Genomic DNA, 17294 nt, shown 5'->3' with positions numbered 1-17294 from the left:
GCCGACACGAGACCTTTCTTCAGAGTAGCGTGGAATCATGCCGTCGGACCCCTGGAAGAAGGAGTCGACGGCGGCCGAAGCGACAGCCTCCAGTATGACGTCATGGTACTGCTTTGGGCCGCTCAGTGGCGCGCACCAGCCACTTTCCGCAACCGCGGATGTGTATTCTGCCTGCAAATCAGGCAGTGGTGTTTGGTTGCCCGTCGGTCCGCCCTGAGTGGTTTGTTCCCTATGTTGACGATCGATGTGATGAACGATACAGTTCATCTCAAGTTATACGAATAACTACCAGAAAATCGATTGGCCCAAGGAGGTGCCCATGGCTGGATCACGGCCAAAGTCGGGACCGACGATGCATGATGTCGCCGCCGCTGCCGGCGTCTCGCAGGCCACGGTGTCCCTGGTTCTGAATTCGGCGTCCGGGTCGCGCTTTTCCGAGGAGACCCGTAAGCGGGTTCGTGACGCTGTGGATCGGCTCGGCTACCGCACCAACGCCCATGCCAAAGTTCTTCGCGACGGCGTGGCCGGCATGATCGGATTCATTGGCGACTCCGTTGCGACCTCCCCTTTTGCCGGGGCCATCATCGAGGGAGCGCAGGAACGGGCCTGGGAGGACGGGCTCCTCCTGCTGACAATGAACACCGGCGGAGACAAAGACCTTGAAGCCGCGTCCCTGGACACCATGCTCTCCTACAAGGTCGCAGGAATTGTCTACGGCGCTATGTATCACAGGCGGCTTGACGTTCCGGAAGCCCTGGCGGGCGTGCGGTCGGTGGTACTGAACTCCCAGGACCGGGCCCGCCGCCTCCCGAGCGTCGCCCCCGACGAAGTCAAGGGCGGTTATGCCGCCACGCGCCGGCTGCTTGACGCAGGGCACCGCCGGATAGGGCTGATCAACATCGAGACCTTGGAGAGCGGGCTGCCTGCTGCTGTCGGCCGTTACGAGGGCTACGCCGCAGCCCTCGAGGAGGCAGGTCTGGACGTCGATCCCGCTCTGGTCCGTTTCGGCGGAGGAGGAGAGGAAGACGGTTACCGGTACGCCATGGAGCTAATGACTGCCCCGAAGCCACCGACAGCCATATTCTGCGCGAACGACCGGACCGCTTGGGGGGCCTACCAGGCCATCTCGGACCTGCGCCTCTCGATCCCCGGCGACGTCTCGATAGTCGGATTCGATAACCAGGCCATCCTGGCGCCCCACCTGCGACCCGGTCTTACCACCCTTGAATTGCCGTTCGTCGCCATGGGCCGGCGTGCGGTTGAACTGATCCTCCAGGACGCGGAACCCGATGGCCGGGTCGAGCTGATGGACTGCCCTCTGATTGAACGGAATTCAGTGACTCATCCTAAGGAGATGCCATGAGCCGCACCATACCGGCCCGACGCGGGCGTCCGTCGGCGGCGCCGTTGCCGCTACAAAAAATTTCTCTTTCGCTCCGCCTGAAGAGAATTTCCCGGGCCTGGCAGTTATACGTATTACTAACCCCCTCCATCATCTACATACTGGTCTTCAAGTACTGGCCAATGTATGGCGTACAGATCGCGTTCAAGAACTACAACCCCGTAGACGGGTTCACCGACAGCCCCTGGGTGGGCCTGACGCACTTCATCAGGTTCGTAAACTCCTACCAGTTCGGCCAGGTCGTCGGAAACACACTCTGGATAGCGGTCCTCGGCCTTTTGCTGGCTTTTCCGGTCCCCATCATTCTGGCGTTGCTGGTCAACCAGCTCCAGAGTGAGAGGTTCAAGAAGTTCACCCAGACCGTGCTCTATTCGCCCGCTTTCATTTCCACCGTCGTGGTGGTCGGCATCATGTTCGTGGTCCTGTCCCCCCGATCCGGGCTCGTCAACAACGCAATTCAGCTGGCCGGCGGCGAGCCGATCTTCTTCATGGGCTCCGCGGAGTGGTTCCGCCCCATCTACGTGATCTCGGATGTCTGGCAAAACGCCGGATTCTCCATGATCGTGTACCTGGCAGCCCTGGCGGCCATTGACCCGGCGCTCCATGACGCGGCCAAGGTCGACGGCGCCTCCAAGCTCCAGCGCATCCGGCACATCGACCTGCCGGGCATCATGCCCGTCGTGACGATCCTGTTCATCCTGGCTATCGGCAACCTGCTGAACGTCGGTTTCGAGAAGGCGCTGCTGATGCAGACGCCTTTGAACCTCTCGACCTCGGAGATCATCCAGACCTACGTCTACCACGCGGGCCTGCAGCAGGCGCAGTTCAGCTACTCGGCCGCCATCGGCCTGTTCAACTCCCTCCTCAATCTGGCGCTGCTGCTCGTCTTCAACACGATTGCGCGCCGGGCCAACCAAGCGACCCTGTGGTGATGCCGAAATGTCTCTGACAACCAACCCCCGCACTATCGACAACCCGACCGTGAACCGCGGCCGCCACCCGCGCCCCAAGCCGACGCTCCGGGACAAGTACGGTGACCGCGTCTTCAACATCGCCGCCACTACCGTCCTGCTGCTGTCCATCCTGGCTGTGGTTTACCCGCTGTACTTCATCGTCATTGCCTCCATCAGCGACCCCAACGCTGTCTACGAGGGCAAGGTCTGGCTGTTCCCCTCCGGGGTAACCACTGAAGGCTACGAGCGGATCTTCGCCGACAGCCGGATCTGGAACGGCTTGGGCAACACCGTCGTCTACACCGTCCTCGGCACCGCCATCAGCGTCAGCACCATCCTGTGCGGAGCGTACGCGCTGTCCCGTAAGGACATGCCCGGACGCAAGATCCTGATGCTCCTTTTCGTGATCACCATGTTCTTCGACGGCGGCCTCATCACCAAATACCTGGTCGTCCGGGACCTGGGCATGCTGGACACAGTCTGGGCGGTGGTACTGCCGGGCGCCGTGGGCGTGTGGAACCTGATCATCGCCAGGTCCTTCTTTGAACACACCATCCCGAACGAACTGCGCGAAGCTGCGCAGATGGACGGGGCCACTGACTTCAAGTTCTTCTTCCAGATGGTGCTTCCCCTGTCCAAGCCACTGATCATGCTCATGATCATGGTCCACGTCGTGGCGCACTGGAACTCGTTCTTCGACGCACTGATCTTCCTGAACGATGACTCCAAATACCCGCTGCAGCTCGTGCTGCGCAACATCCTCATCCAGTCAGATGTCTCCTCCACCGGAACCACCGGCGGGGACATCGAATCCTATGCTGCCGCGCAACGCATCGCAGAGCTCACCAAGTACGCCATGATCGTCGTCTCGAGCCTGCCACTCATGATTGCCCTGCCATTCATGCAGAAGCACTTCACCAAGGGCGCCATGATCGGCGCCGTCAAATAACTCCTCCCCAATACCTCCCGGGCGTCCGCCCTCGGACGCCAGCAAACCCACCTCAGAATAGGAAGACCATGGCAATCAGCCGCAAATACACCGCCCTCGGCGCCATCCTGGCCGGAACATTGACGTTCACCGCCTGCTCCGGCGGCGGCTCAGGCACCACCGAGATCAAGGACGCCTCCGCCGACTTCGGTTTCCAGGAAACCGGCTTACCGATCGTCAGCAAGCAACTCACCCTCAAGTTCTCCGGCACGAAAGCGGCGCTGGCGCCGGACTACAACACCATGACCGTGGTCAAGGAATGGGAAAAGGCCACCAACATCCACGTCGACTGGGAAAACCTGCCCGAGACGGTCTTCCAGGAAAAGAAAAACCTCATCCTCGCCAGCGGAGACCTGCCGGACGCTTTCTTCAACACCGGCCTCACCGACGCCGAGATCGCCACATACTCCGCCAGCGGCACCCTCATCCCGCTCGAGGGACTCATCGAGAAGAACGCACCCAACCTCTCCAAGCTGCTCTCGGAACGCCCCGACATCAAGGCAGCCATCACCTCCTCGGACGGGCATATCTACTCCCTGCCTTCGGTGGAAGAGCTTGGCCTGGTCCAGTTTCCCAACGAGCTGGCAATCAACACCTCCTGGCTGAAAAAGCTCAACATCCCGATGCCGAAGACCATCGATGAGTTCCATGACGCCCTGCTCGCGTTCAAAACACAGGACGCGTCCGGGACCGGCAAGACAATCCCGTTGAGCTTCATGCCCGGTTCATGGTGCGGGGACATCGTTGACCTGATCGCCGCCCTCGGCGGAGTGCCGGACAACATGGACCACCGGATCGTCCAGGACGACAAAGTCATCTTTACCCCCACGCAGGACGGCTACAAAAAAGCCATCCAGACCCTGCACGAGTGGTACCAGGAGGGCCTGATCGACCCGGAATCCTTCTCCCAGGATGACAAGGCGTACCTGGCCAAGGGCAAAGCGGCCACGGAAAACCTCGGCTCGTTCGTCTGGTGGGAAGTCCCCGAAATGGTCGGCGCGGACCGTGCCGGAAACTACTCCCTCGTCTCAGTCCTGGAAGGTGTGGACGGCAAGCGGATCGCCAGCCAGTCCAACAACCAGGAAATCGCCCGCGGCGCATTCGCCATCACCCGGGCCAACAAGTACCCGGCAGCAACCGTGCGCTGGGCCGACAACCTCTACGACCCCATCCAGTCAGCCCAGGCCAACTGGGGGCCGATCGGTGAAACCCTCCAGAAAGACGCCAGCGGCCTGCTGACCCAGATCCCGGCGCCGGCCGGGACCAGCGAAGGCGAACGCCGCCAGAAGGTCGCCCCGGGCGGGCCGAAGGCCAACACCGCCGAGAACTTTACAACCGTCGTCGCCCCCGAACCGCGCGCCGCGGAACGCCAGAAAACCGTCGAGGAAAATTACAAGCCCTTCGCCGGCAACGACGGCTACCCCCCGGTGGCACTGTCTACCGAGGAACTCCAGCAGATCACCAGCATCGAGACGGACACCGCATCCCTGGTGAAGCAGAACATCGCCAAATGGATCGTCTCCGGCGGCATCGAGCAGGAATGGGACGGCTACGTCACCCAGCTCAAGAACGTCGGCGTCGAGAAAATGATCGAGGTCTACCAGCAGGCCTACGACCGCTACAAGAAGAACTCCTAACCCCAACAAGACGGGCGGGCCGGCCTACCGGCCCCCCCCCCCCCCCCCCCCCCCCCGCCCCACCTGAGGGAACCCTTGCAAACGGGGGCCCGCCAGACCTGCACAGAAACGAGAACCGTTCTTCATGACTGCCGCTACTGCCACGACAGCCGACACGTACCGGCCGGCCCTGCACTACGCCGCCCGGAACACCTGGCTCAATGACCCCAACGGCCTGATTCATCATGAGGGCGTCTTCCACCTCTACTACCAGAACAACCCCCTGGACAACGTCTGGGGAAACATGTCCTGGGGGCACGCCACCTCAACAGATCTGCTGACCTGGACCGAACACCCTGTCGCCATCGCCTGCGACGAGGAAGAAGACATCTTCTCCGGCAGCGTCGTGTTCGACCGGGACAACACCAGCGGATTCGGCACCGACTCGGCTCCGCCGCTCGTCGCCGTCTACACCAGCGCCTACAAACCGGCATCGGAACTTCATGGCGTGCAGGCCCAGTCCCTGGCCTACAGCCTGGACGGGGGCTACACCTGGACCAAGCACTCCGGAAACCCCGTTTTGAACCGGGGATCTGCTGAGTTCCGCGACCCCAAGGTCTTCCGCTACGACGCCGACGCCGGCAGCTACTGGGTCATGGTCGCCGTGGAAGCCACGGAGTTCCAGGTGGTCCTCTACAAATCCCACGACCTCAAGAACTGGCAGCTGCTGAGTGCCTTCGGCCCGGCAAACGCGACCGGCGGCGTCTGGGAATGCCCGGACCTCTTCCCGCTGCCCGTCGACGGCAACCCGGAAAATCTCAAATGGGTACTCACGGTAAACCTCAACCCCGGCGGCCCCAACAGCGGTTCGGCCGGGCAGTACTTCGTCGGGGACTTCGACGGGACAACGTTCACCTCAAGCACCACGGTCACGGAAGGTCTGCAGGATCCGGACAGGCTGGGGGAATACCAGTGGCTCGACTGGGGCCGCGACTACTACGCCGCCGTTTCCTTCAGCGACGCTCCCGACGACCGCCGCCTCATGATCGCGTGGATGAACAACTGGGAATACGCCAACCAAATCCCCACCTCGCCATGGCGCAGTCCCATGTCCCTGGTCCGTGAAGTGTCCCTGGCGAGCATGGACCGGAGCTGGTGTCTGGTACAGCAGGCCGCGGGAGATCTTTCCCCGTCCCCTGACGCTACGCCGTCGTTCGGCCTCGCGGCAGTCGAAATATCCGAAGGTCATCACGTCCTGGACGGCGCAGCCGGCAGTGTCCAACGCATCGACCTCGCTTTCACCCCGGGAACAGCCCACGAATTCGGGCTAGTCGTCCGCGGCGACCGAACACAGGGAACCCGTATCGGCATCCGGCCCACGGAAGGGCTCATCATCGTCGACAGAAGAGAATCCGGGCAAATAGATTTCCATGAATCCTTCGCTTCCCTTGACACCGCCCCGATCCGGACGAGCGGCGGATCCTACGAGCTCACCGTCTATGTGGACCACTGCTCCGTGGAGGTTTTCGCCCAGGGAGGCCAGGTCACCCTTACCGAACTGATCTTTCCCGCAGCCGCCAGCACCGAGGTCTCGCTCTACGCCATCGGGGGCACGGCAACACTCAACAGCCTGAGTATCACTCAATACGCATAGCTGGCACGAGCTTCCGTTCGAAGCGGCCGGCGCGCCCCGTCGACGCTCAACACCCCACCTGAAGAAAGACATGACATGCATTATCTCGAGTCCGCCGGACCGTCCCGGCAACTCCTGGACGTCGTTGTTGTCGGCGAGGCGCTCGTCGACGTCGTCACCTCACCGGAGGGGACGACCGAATACCCGGGCGGGTCACCGGCCAACGTCGCATACGGACTGGGCCGGCTCGGCGTCAACACCGGGTTGCTGACTGCCCTTGGCGAAGACCAGCGCGGTGCCGCCATCGAGCGGCACCTGCGCAGTGCGGGCGTAACGCTCCTTCCCGGCTCAAATTCCCTGGACCGAACGGCGACAGCGACCGCCACACTCGCCAGTGACGGATCCGCCAGTTACGACTTCGACATTTCCTGGGCCCTCGAACCAGTCGCTCCCGCCCACGTCCCAAAGGTGCTTCACACCGGTTCGATCGCCACGTTTCTGGCACCGGGCGCGGCCGCGGTCAAATCACTCCTGCAGCAGTGCCGCCACGTCTGCACGATCACGTATGACCCCAACATCAGGCCCGCCCTGCTCGGCAGCCACTCCGAGGCGAAATCCATCTTCGAAGACCTGGTGCAGCTCACGGACGTCGTCAAACTCAGCGATGAGGACGCCCAATGGCTCTACCCCCGGAAGACCTTGGATGACACCGCCACGCATCTCCTGGGCCTGGGCGCCGGTCTGTCTGTCATCACCAAAGGCTCGCAAGGTTCATTGCTCGCCACGGCTGCGACACGGCTGCACATCCCGTCCGTAGAAGCCGTCGTAGCTGACACTATCGGCGCGGGGGACTCATACATGGCTGCCCTCATCCTGGGGCTCCTCACCCGGGGGACTGACGGCCTCGCACCGGCTGTTCTGGAGCAGCTGGGGCGCACAGCATCCATGGCCGCGGCCATCACAGTGGGGCGCCCGGGCGCAAATCCGCCGACCCTGCAGGAACTCCGGGCCCATTTGCAGCCAGCATCTTAACCGGCGCCGCAAGACCCAACTTTTGACATCTCAAAATCCTCCCTCGCCGCCACCGGGCCGGCAGCCGCAGGCAACACCTGACTCCGAAAGGCACTACGAGCATGGAATACCGCAAACTTGGTTCTTCCGGCATGTACATCAGCGAACTGGCCTACGGAAACTGGGTCACCCACGGTGAACAGATCGACCAGGACACGGCCACGGCCTGCGTCCAGCAGGCCCTGGACCTCGGCATTACCACCTTCGACACCGCGGACACCTACGCCGGCACCCGCGCGGAGCGCACGCTCGGTGAAGCGCTCACCGGTGTGCGGCGTGAAAGCGTCGAGATCTTCACCAAGGTCTATTTCCCCACCGGCGAGGGCCGGAATGACCGCGGGCTGTCCCGCAAGCACATCATGGAATCCGTCAATGCCTCCCTGAAGCGGCTGCAGACCGACTACGTGGACCTCTACCAGGCCCACCGCTACGACTACGAGACACCCTTGAAGAAACCATGCAAGCCTTCGCCGACGTCATCCGTCACGGCAAAGCCCTCTATATCGGAGTCTCCGAATGGACCGTAGAAGAAATCCGCTCGGGCGCCGCCCTCGCCCGGGAACTAGGATTTCACCTGATCTCCAACCAGCCCCAGTACTCCCTGCTCTGGCGGGTCATCGAACAAGAAATCGTCCCCACCTGCGAAGAGCTGGGACTGGGACAGATTTGCTGGTCACCCATGGCTCAAGGCGTCCTCACCGGAAAGTACGCCCCCGGCCGGCCAGCCCCGGCAGCATCCCGCTTCACAGACGAGGGCGGCAAACTTAAGTCAGACAACCGCTACCTGACCGACAACATCCTCACCCGCGTCCAGCAACTCAAACCGCTCGCTGCCGAGGCCGGGCTGTCCATGCCCGCACTGGCTGTCGCCTGGGTACTTCAAAACCCCAATGTCTCTGCGGCCATCGTCGGAGCCTCCCGCCCGGAGCAGCTCATCGACACCGCCACCGCAGCCGGGGTAAAACTTGACCCGGCCCTTCTGACGCGGGTCGATGACATCCTGGACCCGGTCATCGAACGAGACCCCGCCAAGGTGGAGTCCTTCAAAACCCGCCCGTGAAAGGGAATGCCGGAGCTAAAAGGACATCGCTTCACGGAATCCTCGAAAAGCGACCGTCCACCGAAGCCTCGCCGCCCCGCGCTGCAATGTTGAACCGCGGCACCCGATCGTTGACAGCGAACCAGCGAACCAGCGCGACCGAGGGCTGCGCAGGTCAACAGCCTAATGGGCCGCTGACTGTGGACAAACTCCCTACATGAGGGTCCCTTCGGGGGCCATTTTTCTTGCTACCCGTTCATGGATACCTTCGGCGCGGCGTACATGACACTGCGGATTCTAAGCTTGATGTCCCGAGGCGAGGTACCTGCTGCTGTCTGGCTGGTCTTCCATATCGGTTCATTACCGGCCTGTTGGATGACTACATGACGGAAATGGTGTGACGCCGAAGCACTTATGGCGTTTGGGCAGCGAATTCCGCTCCCAGGAAAATCGCCAGCGGAGCTCGTGCTCAGGAATGATGAGCTCCGCCGCTACCTTCAGATCCATGCCATCAACGTGTACAGCCTGCGAAGCCTTAGCCGTAATTACCTTAGAACAGCGGCCAGGGCACCGCAGACATTTCCCCGCTCGGAGCCGGAAACCGCCCTGCCAGGCGCAATCGGGCGCAGCGCGCGGCTAGCGATGCGATTTCTTCGGCGCTGAGCAAGTCCGCCAGGTCCCGGCCCAGCCCACCGTGCAGTCCTTCGCTGACACGGTCTATGCCGTCGCGTTCCTCGGCGGTCAGAGCGTCTCCCAGCCATCCCCACAGCACCGTGCGCAGCTTGTGGTCACGGTGAAAGGTGAGCCCGTGGTCCACGCCGTGCCGGTGTCCGTCCGTCATGGCAAGGATGTGATCGCCTTTACGGTCGGCGTTGTTCACGACGACGTCGAACACCGCCATGCGTCTAAGCACCGGAGAGTCCTCGTGTATGAGGGCGACCATCCGTCCGTTCTCATCCTGACCCTCGAGGACGTGTTTCCAACCGGTCTCCGGTACGTCGTCCGACGCAACGAGGTCCACCGCGTTTTGGTCTGGGTCTGTCTCCTGCCACAGCTGCACCATCCCTGCGCCGAACGGACCATCGCGCAGCCAGGTGCGTGGCACCACGTTCCAGCCGAGGACCTCCGAAACCAGATAGGCGGCAACCTCCCGGTGGGCAAGGAAGCCGTCGGGAAAATCCCACAGCGGTTTCTCCCCGGCTATCGGCTTATAGACGACTGTCGTGTCGCCGATGCTGCCCAGAAATGTAGCGTTCGACGCCGTGGTGATGCGCCCAGTGAGCGTCAGCTCGGCCGTGAACAGGTCGGGCGCCGGCATCAGACCTCGGGCAGAGTGCAGACGTGCCCGTCGGCGTCTACGGGGTAACCGCAGAGCGGGCACGCGGGACGCCCGGCGCCCACAACCTCACGCGTGCGCTTAGCAAATGCGCGGGCGGTGCCAACCGGCATACGCACCAGCAGCATTTCGGGCACGTCAGCTTCGTCCTCAAGCGATTCGTCGTTGTTATCTGTGTCGACATCGGTGATCGGGTAGGCCTCTATCACGACCTGCGCCGTCGTCGGGTCCCAACCTAAACTCATGGCGCCGGTCCGAAACTGCTCCTGAACGGCCTCGAGCTGGTCATTGTCAACCAACTCAATGGGAGTACTGGTGGGAACGCTGTGGGGGTTGCCCTCGACGGCGAGAAGCTGGTCGAGAATTTCGTCGATCTTCTCCGCGAGCAGAGCCGACTGCTGCTTCTCCAGGGCAATACTCACGATCTGCGTCCCTGCCCGCACCTGCAGGTAGAACGTGCGCGCACCCGGAAGGCCAATGGTGCCAACGACGACCCGATCAGGCCAGGCAAACTCGTGAACAAGTGTAGGCATGTCAGTATTCTAGGCACATGAAGTTCATGGCGCCTTTTGCCCTGCACCGCCGCCCAAAGGCGCATCGCCAGACTGGATGCCGTTCGACAGCCACGACAGATCACCCGCGTCGGTGTTGGTCGCGTAAACGCTCGGCCGACTAGCGCCGTAGCGCACGATTGATACGGAGGCGGGGCCCACGTTAATACGCTGGAACAGGTCAAGATGCATGCCGAGCGCGTCGGCGAGGATTGACTTGATGATGTCACCGTGACTCACCGCCACCCACACTGCCCCTGGCCCGTACTCGGCTTCAAAGGCTGCATCGTGGCGTCGAATCGCTGCCACCGACCGAGCCTGCATCGCTGCCATGGATTCACCGCCGGGAAAGATGACGGCGGACGGTTGCGACTGAACAACCGGCCACAAATCCTCGGTCGCGAGATCACTGAGCGTGCGGCCCTGCCACTGGCCGTAATCGCACTCGGTGAGATCGAGATCGACCGGCGCGTACGGCGAGCCAGCCTGGCGATCGAGGATGAGCTGGGCGGTCTGCTGACAACGCTCAAGAGGGCTCGACACCACCCCGACCACTGGCACGGCCGCGAGCCGGTCTCCGGTCAGAGCCGCCTGGTCGCGCCCGGTCTGGTCCAGGCTGACGCCGACGGCCCGGCCGGCCAGCAGTCCAGTGGCATTGGCTGTGGTGCGGCCGTGCCGCACGAGAATAACTGTCGCCATTCACCCAGCCTAACCACCCGTTCGATGGCGGTGTGAACCGTACCGGGTCGCGCGTCGAAGTCGACCCCGTCCTGGAGGACGTCCTGTACCCGCTCCGCGTCGGATCCGCCGACGTTGTTGCCACCATTGTCGCGTCGCTCAAGGTCGCCCCCTCGAGCATCGCTGGCCCGAGGGATTCCCGCAATGGTGGCCGATGGCTACCATCGGGTAAGCGCAAGCTACTACACGGACGAAAACGCAGACATTCCAATAAAACTGGCTGACGCGCCGCGGTAACTGCCGCAAGCCAACCGCAATCCCGGTGGAAGGAGGAAGGTGTCGTTCTTTCAGCTTTCGCTGATCGCCGCGGTCGCGCTACTCGGACCGCTGCTGGCACTTCCCCGGAAATGGCATCTGCCCGTGGTGCTAGGGCAGTTACTGGCAGGTATCGCCATCGGGCGCACGGGGTTGGGTCTGGTCGACTCCTCGGACCCCACGTTCACCTTTGTGGCCGACGTAGGGTTCGCCCTCGTTATGTTCGTGGCCGGGACACATGTCCCAGTGCGGGACGAAGCCATCCGCCCGGCACTGGGCGCGGGCGCGCTGCGTGCCGGCATCGCCGCAGTGTTGGCGGCCGTCGTCGGTATCGTCACTGCCTTTGCGTTCGGCACCGGACATGCTCCCCTTTACATTGTTCTGCTCGCTTCCTCGTCGGCAGCCCTGGTCCTGCCGATCGTCGATTCGTTGCGGCTGAGGGGACCAAAGGTCCTGACGACGACGGCGCAAGTGGCGGTAGCGGACATCGCCTGCATTGTGGCGCTTCCGCTTGCTGTCGACCCACCCAACGCGCCGAGGGCCGCCGTTGGGGCAGCCGTCGTCGCGGCGTGCGCGGCGGTTTTGTTCTTTGTACTTCGCTGGCTGGAGCGCAGCGGCACGCGCGGACGGGTGCATGACCTGTCCGAGGATCGGAAGTTCGCCCTGGAGCTGAGGATCCAACTTGCTGTGCTCTTCGCGCTCTCCGGGCTTGCGGTGGCCGGCCACGTGTCCATCATGCTGGCCGGGTTCTCCTTCGGCCTGGTGGTTGCAGCGGTGGGCGAACCCAGGCGACTGGCTCATCAACTGTTCGCCGTCAGCGACGGCTTTCTAGGGCCGGTGTTCTTCGTCTGGCTGGGCGCATCGCTCGATCTGCGCACCCTTGCGATAAGCCCGAAAATGTTTCTCCTCGGTATTTGCCTGGGACTGGGAACCTTGCTGGTCCATGGAAGCCTTCGGCTACTCGGCCAGCCTCTGCCGCTGGCTATGCTTGCAGCGTCCCAGTTAGGAGTGCCGGTTGCCGCTGCCACAATCGGCTCCCAATTGCATTTGTTGGAACCGGGGGAGGCCGCGGCCATGATTCTCGGAGCCCTCATCACCATCGCGGCGAGCACCGCCGCCGGCTCACGGGCCGCCCGCACGTTTACGCAGGCCGCCTCCGCGCCGGAGGGTAACCCGTCCGGGGGCGGCCCGACCTTGGCTGCGTAGTTGGACAGGCTGCAGGCAACTTCCGACAGTCTCCGAGTTCCATGCTGTGGCCGGACCGTTCGGTAGCCCCCACCCAGGAGGGGCACGTTCCCGTTGTAAGCGGAGACGGCTCAGGTGAATGTGGGGCGATCAGGGCCTGAAAGGCTGACAGGACCTTGGAACGCCATGAAAAAGAAGAACCGCAGAGTTCCATCATTACTTGTTCACACCCGAACCCTTCGTCCTCAATGTGGGTGGTGCTGTTTCCGGTGACCTGCAAAGCCTGACCCGGTTTGATGTGTGTGATCATATGGTTCCCTTTGCTGCTCTGGTCGGCGATGGGTTCACGCGGTCTTGGTGATGCGGTAGAGGACCACCTGGTCGGGGTGGATCCGTGGGGAGGCCACGCCGACCTTCGCCAGGACGCTGCCTGGGAGGCTGGCTCCGGGAAATGTCACGTCATCCCGGGTGGCTCCGCGCAGGGAAGTGCGTTCGATCGCCTGGCCGGCGGCTGTTGGCGTACCCCACCATTCGGGCGGCAGGAGCCCGGCGGGCGTGGTCCCTGGGAAGACGGGTTCCACCAGGTACGTTGCGTCCGGGGCGAGTCCGCGGAGTTTCAGGCGTCCGGCAGGATCCGGGTACAGGCTGTCGAGCGCGGCTACCGCGAAGATCGCCCGGGAACGGTCCCTGCTGACGACACCGTGAACCAAAACGTTCGAGTCGGGGCCGTCCATTCGGACGACGTCGCCGGTGAGCAGCTGGCCGCGTTCCTGTTTGTAGAAGTCGATCCATCGGCGCAGGCCTGATAGCTCCTCGGGTGAGGCCTGGGCAAGGTCCCACTCGACGCCGAGATGTCCGAAGATCGCGGTGCCTGCCCGGAATGCCAGGTCGTGCTGGCGGCCGGTGGTGTGGGAGCGCCCTGATGCGATGTGGGAGCCCATGTACTCCGGCGGCAGCAGCTGCGCGGTCCAGCGCAGCATGGTCTGCCGGTCGTGGGGATCGATGTTGTCCGACACCCAGACCCGGTCCGTGTGTTCCAGGACGCCCAGGTCGACGCGGGCGCCGCCCGATGAGCAGGATTCGATTTCCAGCCCCGGATGCAGGGACCGGATTTCCTGCAGCAGGGCGTAGAACGCCAGGGTCTGGTCGTGAACGCCCGGGCGGCCTTCGTGGAGCTGGTTGCCTGCTTCGATGAGGTCGCGGTTGTGGTCCCATTTGATGTAGTCGACCGGGTACTCCGCGAGGATGGCGAGGATCTGCTTCTTGACGTGTTCGTAGGCTTCGGGGATGCCGAGGTTGAGGACCTGCTGGTGGCGTGACTCCACGGGCCATTCGGTGCGGGCGGCCATGATCCATTCCGGGTGTGCTCGGGCGACGTCGCTGTCGGGGTTGACCATTTCCGGTTCGAACCACAGGCCGAACTGCATCCCGAGATCGTGGACGGATTTCACCAGAGGATGGAGCCCGGTGGGCCACACGTCGGGGGAGACCACCCAGTCGCCCAGCCCCGACGTGTCGTCGCGGCGTGAACCGAACCACCCGTCGTCGAGCACGTACCGTTCGACGCCGACGGCGGCGGCACGCTCGGCCAGGTCGATGAGTTTGTCCGCGTCGTGCCCGAAGTACACGGCCTCCCAAACGTTGAGGCTAACCGGTCGATCAGCTGAGACCCGCGGCGTATGGTTGCGCACGTGGGTATGGAAGCGGTGTGCGACCTCGTCGAGTCCCGCCCCGTAGGAGGCGTAGATCCAGGGGCTCATGTAGCTGTGGTCGCGGCCCAGCCGGATTTCGCCTGGCAGGAGCAGCTCCCCGCCGCCGAGCAATTGCTCGCCGGTGAAGACGCGTTCTGCATAGTGCTGGTGATTTCCGCTCCAGGCTGTGTGGACGGCCCAGACGTCGCCATGGCCGAATCCGAATCCGGGCGTTCCTGCGTGCAGGATGAACGCACTGTCGGCCCCCGTGCGGCCTTTGCGGTTCTCGCGCACGTGGGTGCCGGTACGCAGCGTGCCGCGCTGGGGGATCCGTTCATAGTTGTGGTTGCCGGCGAAGTCCAGCAGTTCCGTGGCCTCTGCGGGAATCGGGTAGGACAGGGCGAGGTCTTCGAGCGTGTACTTTTCATCGCACAGGTTGGTCAGTTCTGCCCGGCTGCGCAGCAGCCCGCCCGGGAGCAGCTCCAGCGTCAGGTCGAGGCGCAGCCGTCCGGCGTCATCGAGGGCACTGACTTCGAGAAGACCGGCCCCGGAGGAAGTGAATCCTGTGACCGGGGTGCCGTTCAGTGCCACGGTTTGGGTGCGGAACTTGGGTGACCAGCCAGCGCCGTCGAAGGAGCCCCTTAACCCGGGGCGGCCTGTCCAGCCGCTGTGGTGCCCGGGCAGCAGGCCGGGCCGGGGCGGCAGGTCGACGGTGTTGGAACCGGCCACCGGGACGCTTGCTCCAAGCAGGGCACGGGCCTGATCGGCAGTCAAAGCCGGTAGCGCAGGGCCCCAGTGGACGATGGCGGGAAGCTGGCCGGCCGTGGCGTCTATCAGCACGGTCACTCCGGCGGCGGTCAGCTGCAGGAGCGCGCCCTGGTTATCGGTTGGCATGGAACTCCTCATGCATTGGGTGGTCGGGGCCGTCACGGGTTAAACGGGTTTGGCGGTGTTGGTTTGTTGTGTCGGCGTCGTGGTCAGGCCGCCGCGCTCCTGATCCCAGTGGAGCGGAAGTGGGTCCGAGATGACGCCGTCGAAGGAACCGTCGCTGTTGGCGTTGTGGCAGGCCATCATCATCAGTTGGCCGGCACGGTTCCGTATGACGCGCCCGCTGTAGAGCGGCGCAGTGGTGACGATCGCCGCTGATGCGACGTCGTAGGGTCCGCTGGTTTGGTCCGTTTCCAGGCTCCAGATCCCCCCGCCGCCGAATCCTTCTGCCTTCTTGGCCGCGAGCGTGTCCACTCCGCAGGAGAACAACAGGACGGCCCGGTCGTCCATGACGGTGGTCTGGGGCACTTCGAGGTGTCCGAAGCCGGCACCGGGCCGGCTCAGGGGCGGCCTCACCTCCCAGGTCTCCAGATCCGGCGAGACGGCGTGGCCGATGACGCCGCGGTTGTCGACGTCGCCGTGGTTTGCCCTGGCTGTGATCAGCATGTGCCAGCCGTCGCCAGCCGGATCGGCGAACACCCAGGGGTCCCGCCAGGCTTCTTCCGGCCAGGTCGAATCACCGTATTTTTCGTACCAGCGTGCGTCGGCTTCGATCACGGCGGCGGGGTGCTTGGTCCAGGTGCGGAGGTCCGGGGAGGTTGCGACGCCGATGGCTTCGATGTTGTGTGTTTCGTAGAACCGGGCTCCGGTGTAGAACATCCGCCAGATGCCGTCCGGGCCTTGGACGACGCTACCGGTCCAGGTTGAGGTTGCGTCAAAGGCATCCGGGTCATCGGGCTGCAGGACGACGCCGTGCGAGACCCAGTGGGTCAGGTCCTGTGAGGTGGCGTGCCCGATCCGGGCGTTGCGGTGCCGGAGAGCCGGATCGCCCAGGCTCTTGGGAGCGTGGAGATAGTACATGTGGAAGTTGCCGCCGTCGTCGGCAAGCCAGAAGTCCCACACCCATGAATCCTTAAGACTGAAAACCAAGTGAATTCACCTTTTCTGTTGGTGGCCGCCCGGGCGGGGCCGCTTGGGAGGAAGTGTTAGCCCTTGACTGCGGAGCTGCTGATGCTGGCGACGAACCAGCGCTGGAAGACCAGGAAGACGGCCAGGACCGGGACGATGAACATCGTTCCGAAGGCAAGCACCTGGCCCCACTCCGGTGGCTGCTGGTTTTGGAAGATGCTGATCGCCAGTGGCAGCGGCCGGACGGTTGGATCCGAGACCATCAGGACCGGCCAGAGGTAGGATCCCCACTGCGCCAGGAAGGTCAGGATGGCGACGGTGGCAAACGCCGGTTTCGTAATGGGCACCACGACCTGGAAGAACGTCCGGAATGGCCCGGCACCGTCAAGACGTGCTGCCTCCTCGATTTCGCCCGGAACGTCGAGGAAGAAGGTGTAGAACAGGAAGATCGAGAACGCGTTGGCAATGAACGGAATCGCCTGGATGAAGATGGTGTCCCGCTGCCCGGAGAACATGAAGTACAAAGGCAGGGCGACCGCTTCGAACGGGATGATCGTCAGGACAATCACCAGCAGGAAGATGATCTTCTTCCCGCGCCATTGCATCCTGGCGAAGGAGTAGGCGGCCATGGAATTCACGACAAGGCTGCCTGCAACGACCGCGGTGGTGACAAGGATGGAGACGGCCGCGAACTGTCCGAAGTACCCGGTGGCCTCTGAACCGAGGTGTTCGAAGACGCCTGTGAAGTTGTCGAGGGACAAGTTCGTTGGGACAAAGCCGCTGATCCCGCTGAGTACCTCGGCAGAGGGGCGGAAGCTTCCCACGATGAGGTAGTAGACGGGCAGGAAGAAGAACAGCGAAACAGCTGTCAATATCAGGTAGTGGAGTGCGGTCTGCCAACGGCGTGTGCGTTTCATGCTCCCGCCCCTTCGCCCTGGCT

At 63.3% G+C, this 17294-nt stretch carries 13 protein-coding genes and 1 pseudogene; 8 read left to right on the top strand and 6 right to left on the bottom strand.

The window, feature by feature from the left end; genetic code table 11:
- Nucleotides 1-319: 319 nt before the first annotated feature.
- The 7 genes and pseudogenes from AC07YR_RS13510 to AC07YR_RS13480 all read left to right on the top strand — a co-directional run bounded on the left by AC07YR_RS13510 (nt 320) and on the right by AC07YR_RS13480 (nt 8723).
- Nucleotides 320-1363, top strand: a complete 1044-nt coding sequence (locus tag AC07YR_RS13510; protein ID WP_436057422.1) for a LacI family DNA-binding transcriptional regulator — start codon at nt 320-322, stop codon at nt 1361-1363.
- Nucleotides 1364-1524: 161 nt separating this feature from the next.
- Nucleotides 1525-2334 (top strand): ABC transporter permease, encoded by an 810-nt coding sequence (locus AC07YR_RS13505; protein ID WP_436057423.1) that lies wholly within the window; start codon nt 1525-1527, stop codon nt 2332-2334.
- A 7-nt stretch (nt 2335-2341) separates the two neighbouring features.
- Nucleotides 2342-3304, top strand: coding sequence for a carbohydrate ABC transporter permease (locus tag AC07YR_RS13500; RefSeq protein ID WP_436057424.1), 963 nt, complete (start codon nt 2342-2344; stop codon nt 3302-3304).
- 68 nt (nt 3305-3372) lie between these two features.
- The gene (locus AC07YR_RS13495; protein ID WP_494734265.1) at nt 3373-4980 is read left to right on the top strand and encodes an ABC transporter substrate-binding protein; all 1608 of its coding nucleotides are present in this window, start codon (nt 3373-3375) and stop codon (nt 4978-4980) included.
- Between the two features lie 124 nt (nt 4981-5104).
- Nucleotides 5105-6613 (top strand): glycoside hydrolase family 32 protein, encoded by a 1509-nt coding sequence (locus tag AC07YR_RS13490; protein ID WP_494734264.1) that lies wholly within the window; start codon nt 5105-5107, stop codon nt 6611-6613.
- A gap of 75 nt (nt 6614-6688) precedes the next feature.
- The gene (locus tag AC07YR_RS13485; protein ID WP_436057427.1) at nt 6689-7624 is read left to right on the top strand and encodes a carbohydrate kinase family protein; all 936 of its coding nucleotides are present in this window, start codon (nt 6689-6691) and stop codon (nt 7622-7624) included.
- A 101-nt stretch (nt 7625-7725) separates the two neighbouring features.
- Nucleotides 7726-8723: pseudogene (locus AC07YR_RS13480) on the top strand (aldo/keto reductase family protein).
- A gap of 529 nt (nt 8724-9252) precedes the next feature.
- Here AC07YR_RS13480 and AC07YR_RS13475 read toward each other — a convergent pair.
- Genes AC07YR_RS13475 through AC07YR_RS13465 form a run of 3 tightly spaced genes read right to left on the bottom strand, consistent with a single transcriptional unit; the run spans nt 9253 to nt 11288 of the window.
- Nucleotides 9253-10020, bottom strand: coding sequence for an SCO1664 family protein (locus AC07YR_RS13475; protein WP_436057429.1), 768 nt, complete (start codon nt 10018-10020; stop codon nt 9253-9255).
- Nucleotides 10020-10571: a DUF3090 domain-containing protein gene (locus tag AC07YR_RS13470; RefSeq protein WP_436057430.1), complete on the bottom strand. Its 552-nt coding sequence runs from the start codon at nt 10569-10571 to the stop codon at nt 10020-10022. Before AC07YR_RS13470 ends, AC07YR_RS13475 begins: the two co-directional genes overlap by 1 nt.
- A 24-nt stretch (nt 10572-10595) precedes the next feature.
- A complete protein-coding gene (locus tag AC07YR_RS13465; RefSeq protein WP_436057431.1) occupies nt 10596-11288 on the bottom strand; it encodes a histidine phosphatase family protein in 693 nt (230 codons plus the stop codon).
- Between the two features lie 315 nt (nt 11289-11603).
- Between AC07YR_RS13465 and AC07YR_RS13460 the strand changes: the two genes are divergently transcribed.
- Entirely contained in the window at nt 11604-12788 is a 1185-nt protein-coding gene (locus tag AC07YR_RS13460) for a cation:proton antiporter (protein WP_055806473.1), read from the top strand.
- A 323-nt stretch (nt 12789-13111) separates the two neighbouring features.
- Here AC07YR_RS13460 and AC07YR_RS13455 read toward each other — a convergent pair whose 3' ends face one another.
- From AC07YR_RS13455 to AC07YR_RS13445, 3 genes are read right to left on the bottom strand one after another with little or no spacing between them, the layout of a single operon-like run.
- On the bottom strand, nt 13112-15352 hold the full coding sequence (locus tag AC07YR_RS13455; RefSeq protein ID WP_494734263.1) for an alpha-galactosidase: 2241 nt from the start codon (nt 15350-15352) through the stop codon (nt 13112-13114).
- Nucleotides 15353-15391: 39 nt separating this feature from the next.
- Nucleotides 15392-16375, bottom strand: coding sequence for a glycoside hydrolase family protein (locus tag AC07YR_RS13450; RefSeq protein WP_436057433.1), 984 nt, complete (start codon nt 16373-16375; stop codon nt 15392-15394).
- 56 nt (nt 16376-16431) lie between these two features.
- Entirely contained in the window at nt 16432-17271 is an 840-nt protein-coding gene (locus AC07YR_RS13445) for a carbohydrate ABC transporter permease (RefSeq protein ID WP_494734262.1), read from the bottom strand.
- Between the last annotated feature and the right edge of the window lie 23 nt (nt 17272-17294).

The organism is Arthrobacter sp. GW460-12-1-14-TSB2 (assembly GCF_059423525.1).
Note: the sequence above shows the minus strand (reverse complement) of the source record. Positions and strands in the feature narration are given on the sequence as shown.

Excerpts from the sequence above, each read along its gene's own strand:
- AC07YR_RS13510 (WP_436057422.1), top strand. The coding sequence starts at position 320 with ATGGCTGGATCACGGCCAAAGTCGGGACCGACGATGCATGATGTCGCC.
- AC07YR_RS13505 (WP_436057423.1), top strand. The coding sequence starts at position 1,525 with ATGTATGGCGTACAGATCGCGTTCAAGAACTACAACCCCGTAGACGGG.
- AC07YR_RS13500 (WP_436057424.1), top strand. The coding sequence starts at position 2,342 with ATGTCTCTGACAACCAACCCCCGCACTATCGACAACCCGACCGTGAAC.
- AC07YR_RS13495 (WP_494734265.1), top strand. The coding sequence starts at position 3,373 with ATGGCAATCAGCCGCAAATACACCGCCCTCGGCGCCATCCTGGCCGGA.
- AC07YR_RS13490 (WP_494734264.1), top strand. The coding sequence starts at position 5,105 with ATGACTGCCGCTACTGCCACGACAGCCGACACGTACCGGCCGGCCCTG.
- AC07YR_RS13485 (WP_436057427.1), top strand. The coding sequence starts at position 6,689 with ATGCATTATCTCGAGTCCGCCGGACCGTCCCGGCAACTCCTGGACGTC.
- AC07YR_RS13475 (WP_436057429.1), bottom strand. The coding sequence starts at position 10,020 with ATGCCGGCGCCCGACCTGTTCACGGCCGAGCTGACGCTCACTGGGCGC.
- AC07YR_RS13470 (WP_436057430.1), bottom strand. The coding sequence starts at position 10,571 with ATGCCTACACTTGTTCACGAGTTTGCCTGGCCTGATCGGGTCGTCGTT.
- AC07YR_RS13465 (WP_436057431.1), bottom strand. The coding sequence starts at position 11,288 with ATGGCGACAGTTATTCTCGTGCGGCACGGCCGCACCACAGCCAATGCC.
- AC07YR_RS13455 (WP_494734263.1), bottom strand. The coding sequence starts at position 15,352 with ATGCCAACCGATAACCAGGGCGCGCTCCTGCAGCTGACCGCCGCCGGA.
- AC07YR_RS13445 (WP_494734262.1), bottom strand. The coding sequence starts at position 17,271 with ATGAAACGCACACGCCGTTGGCAGACCGCACTCCACTACCTGATATTG.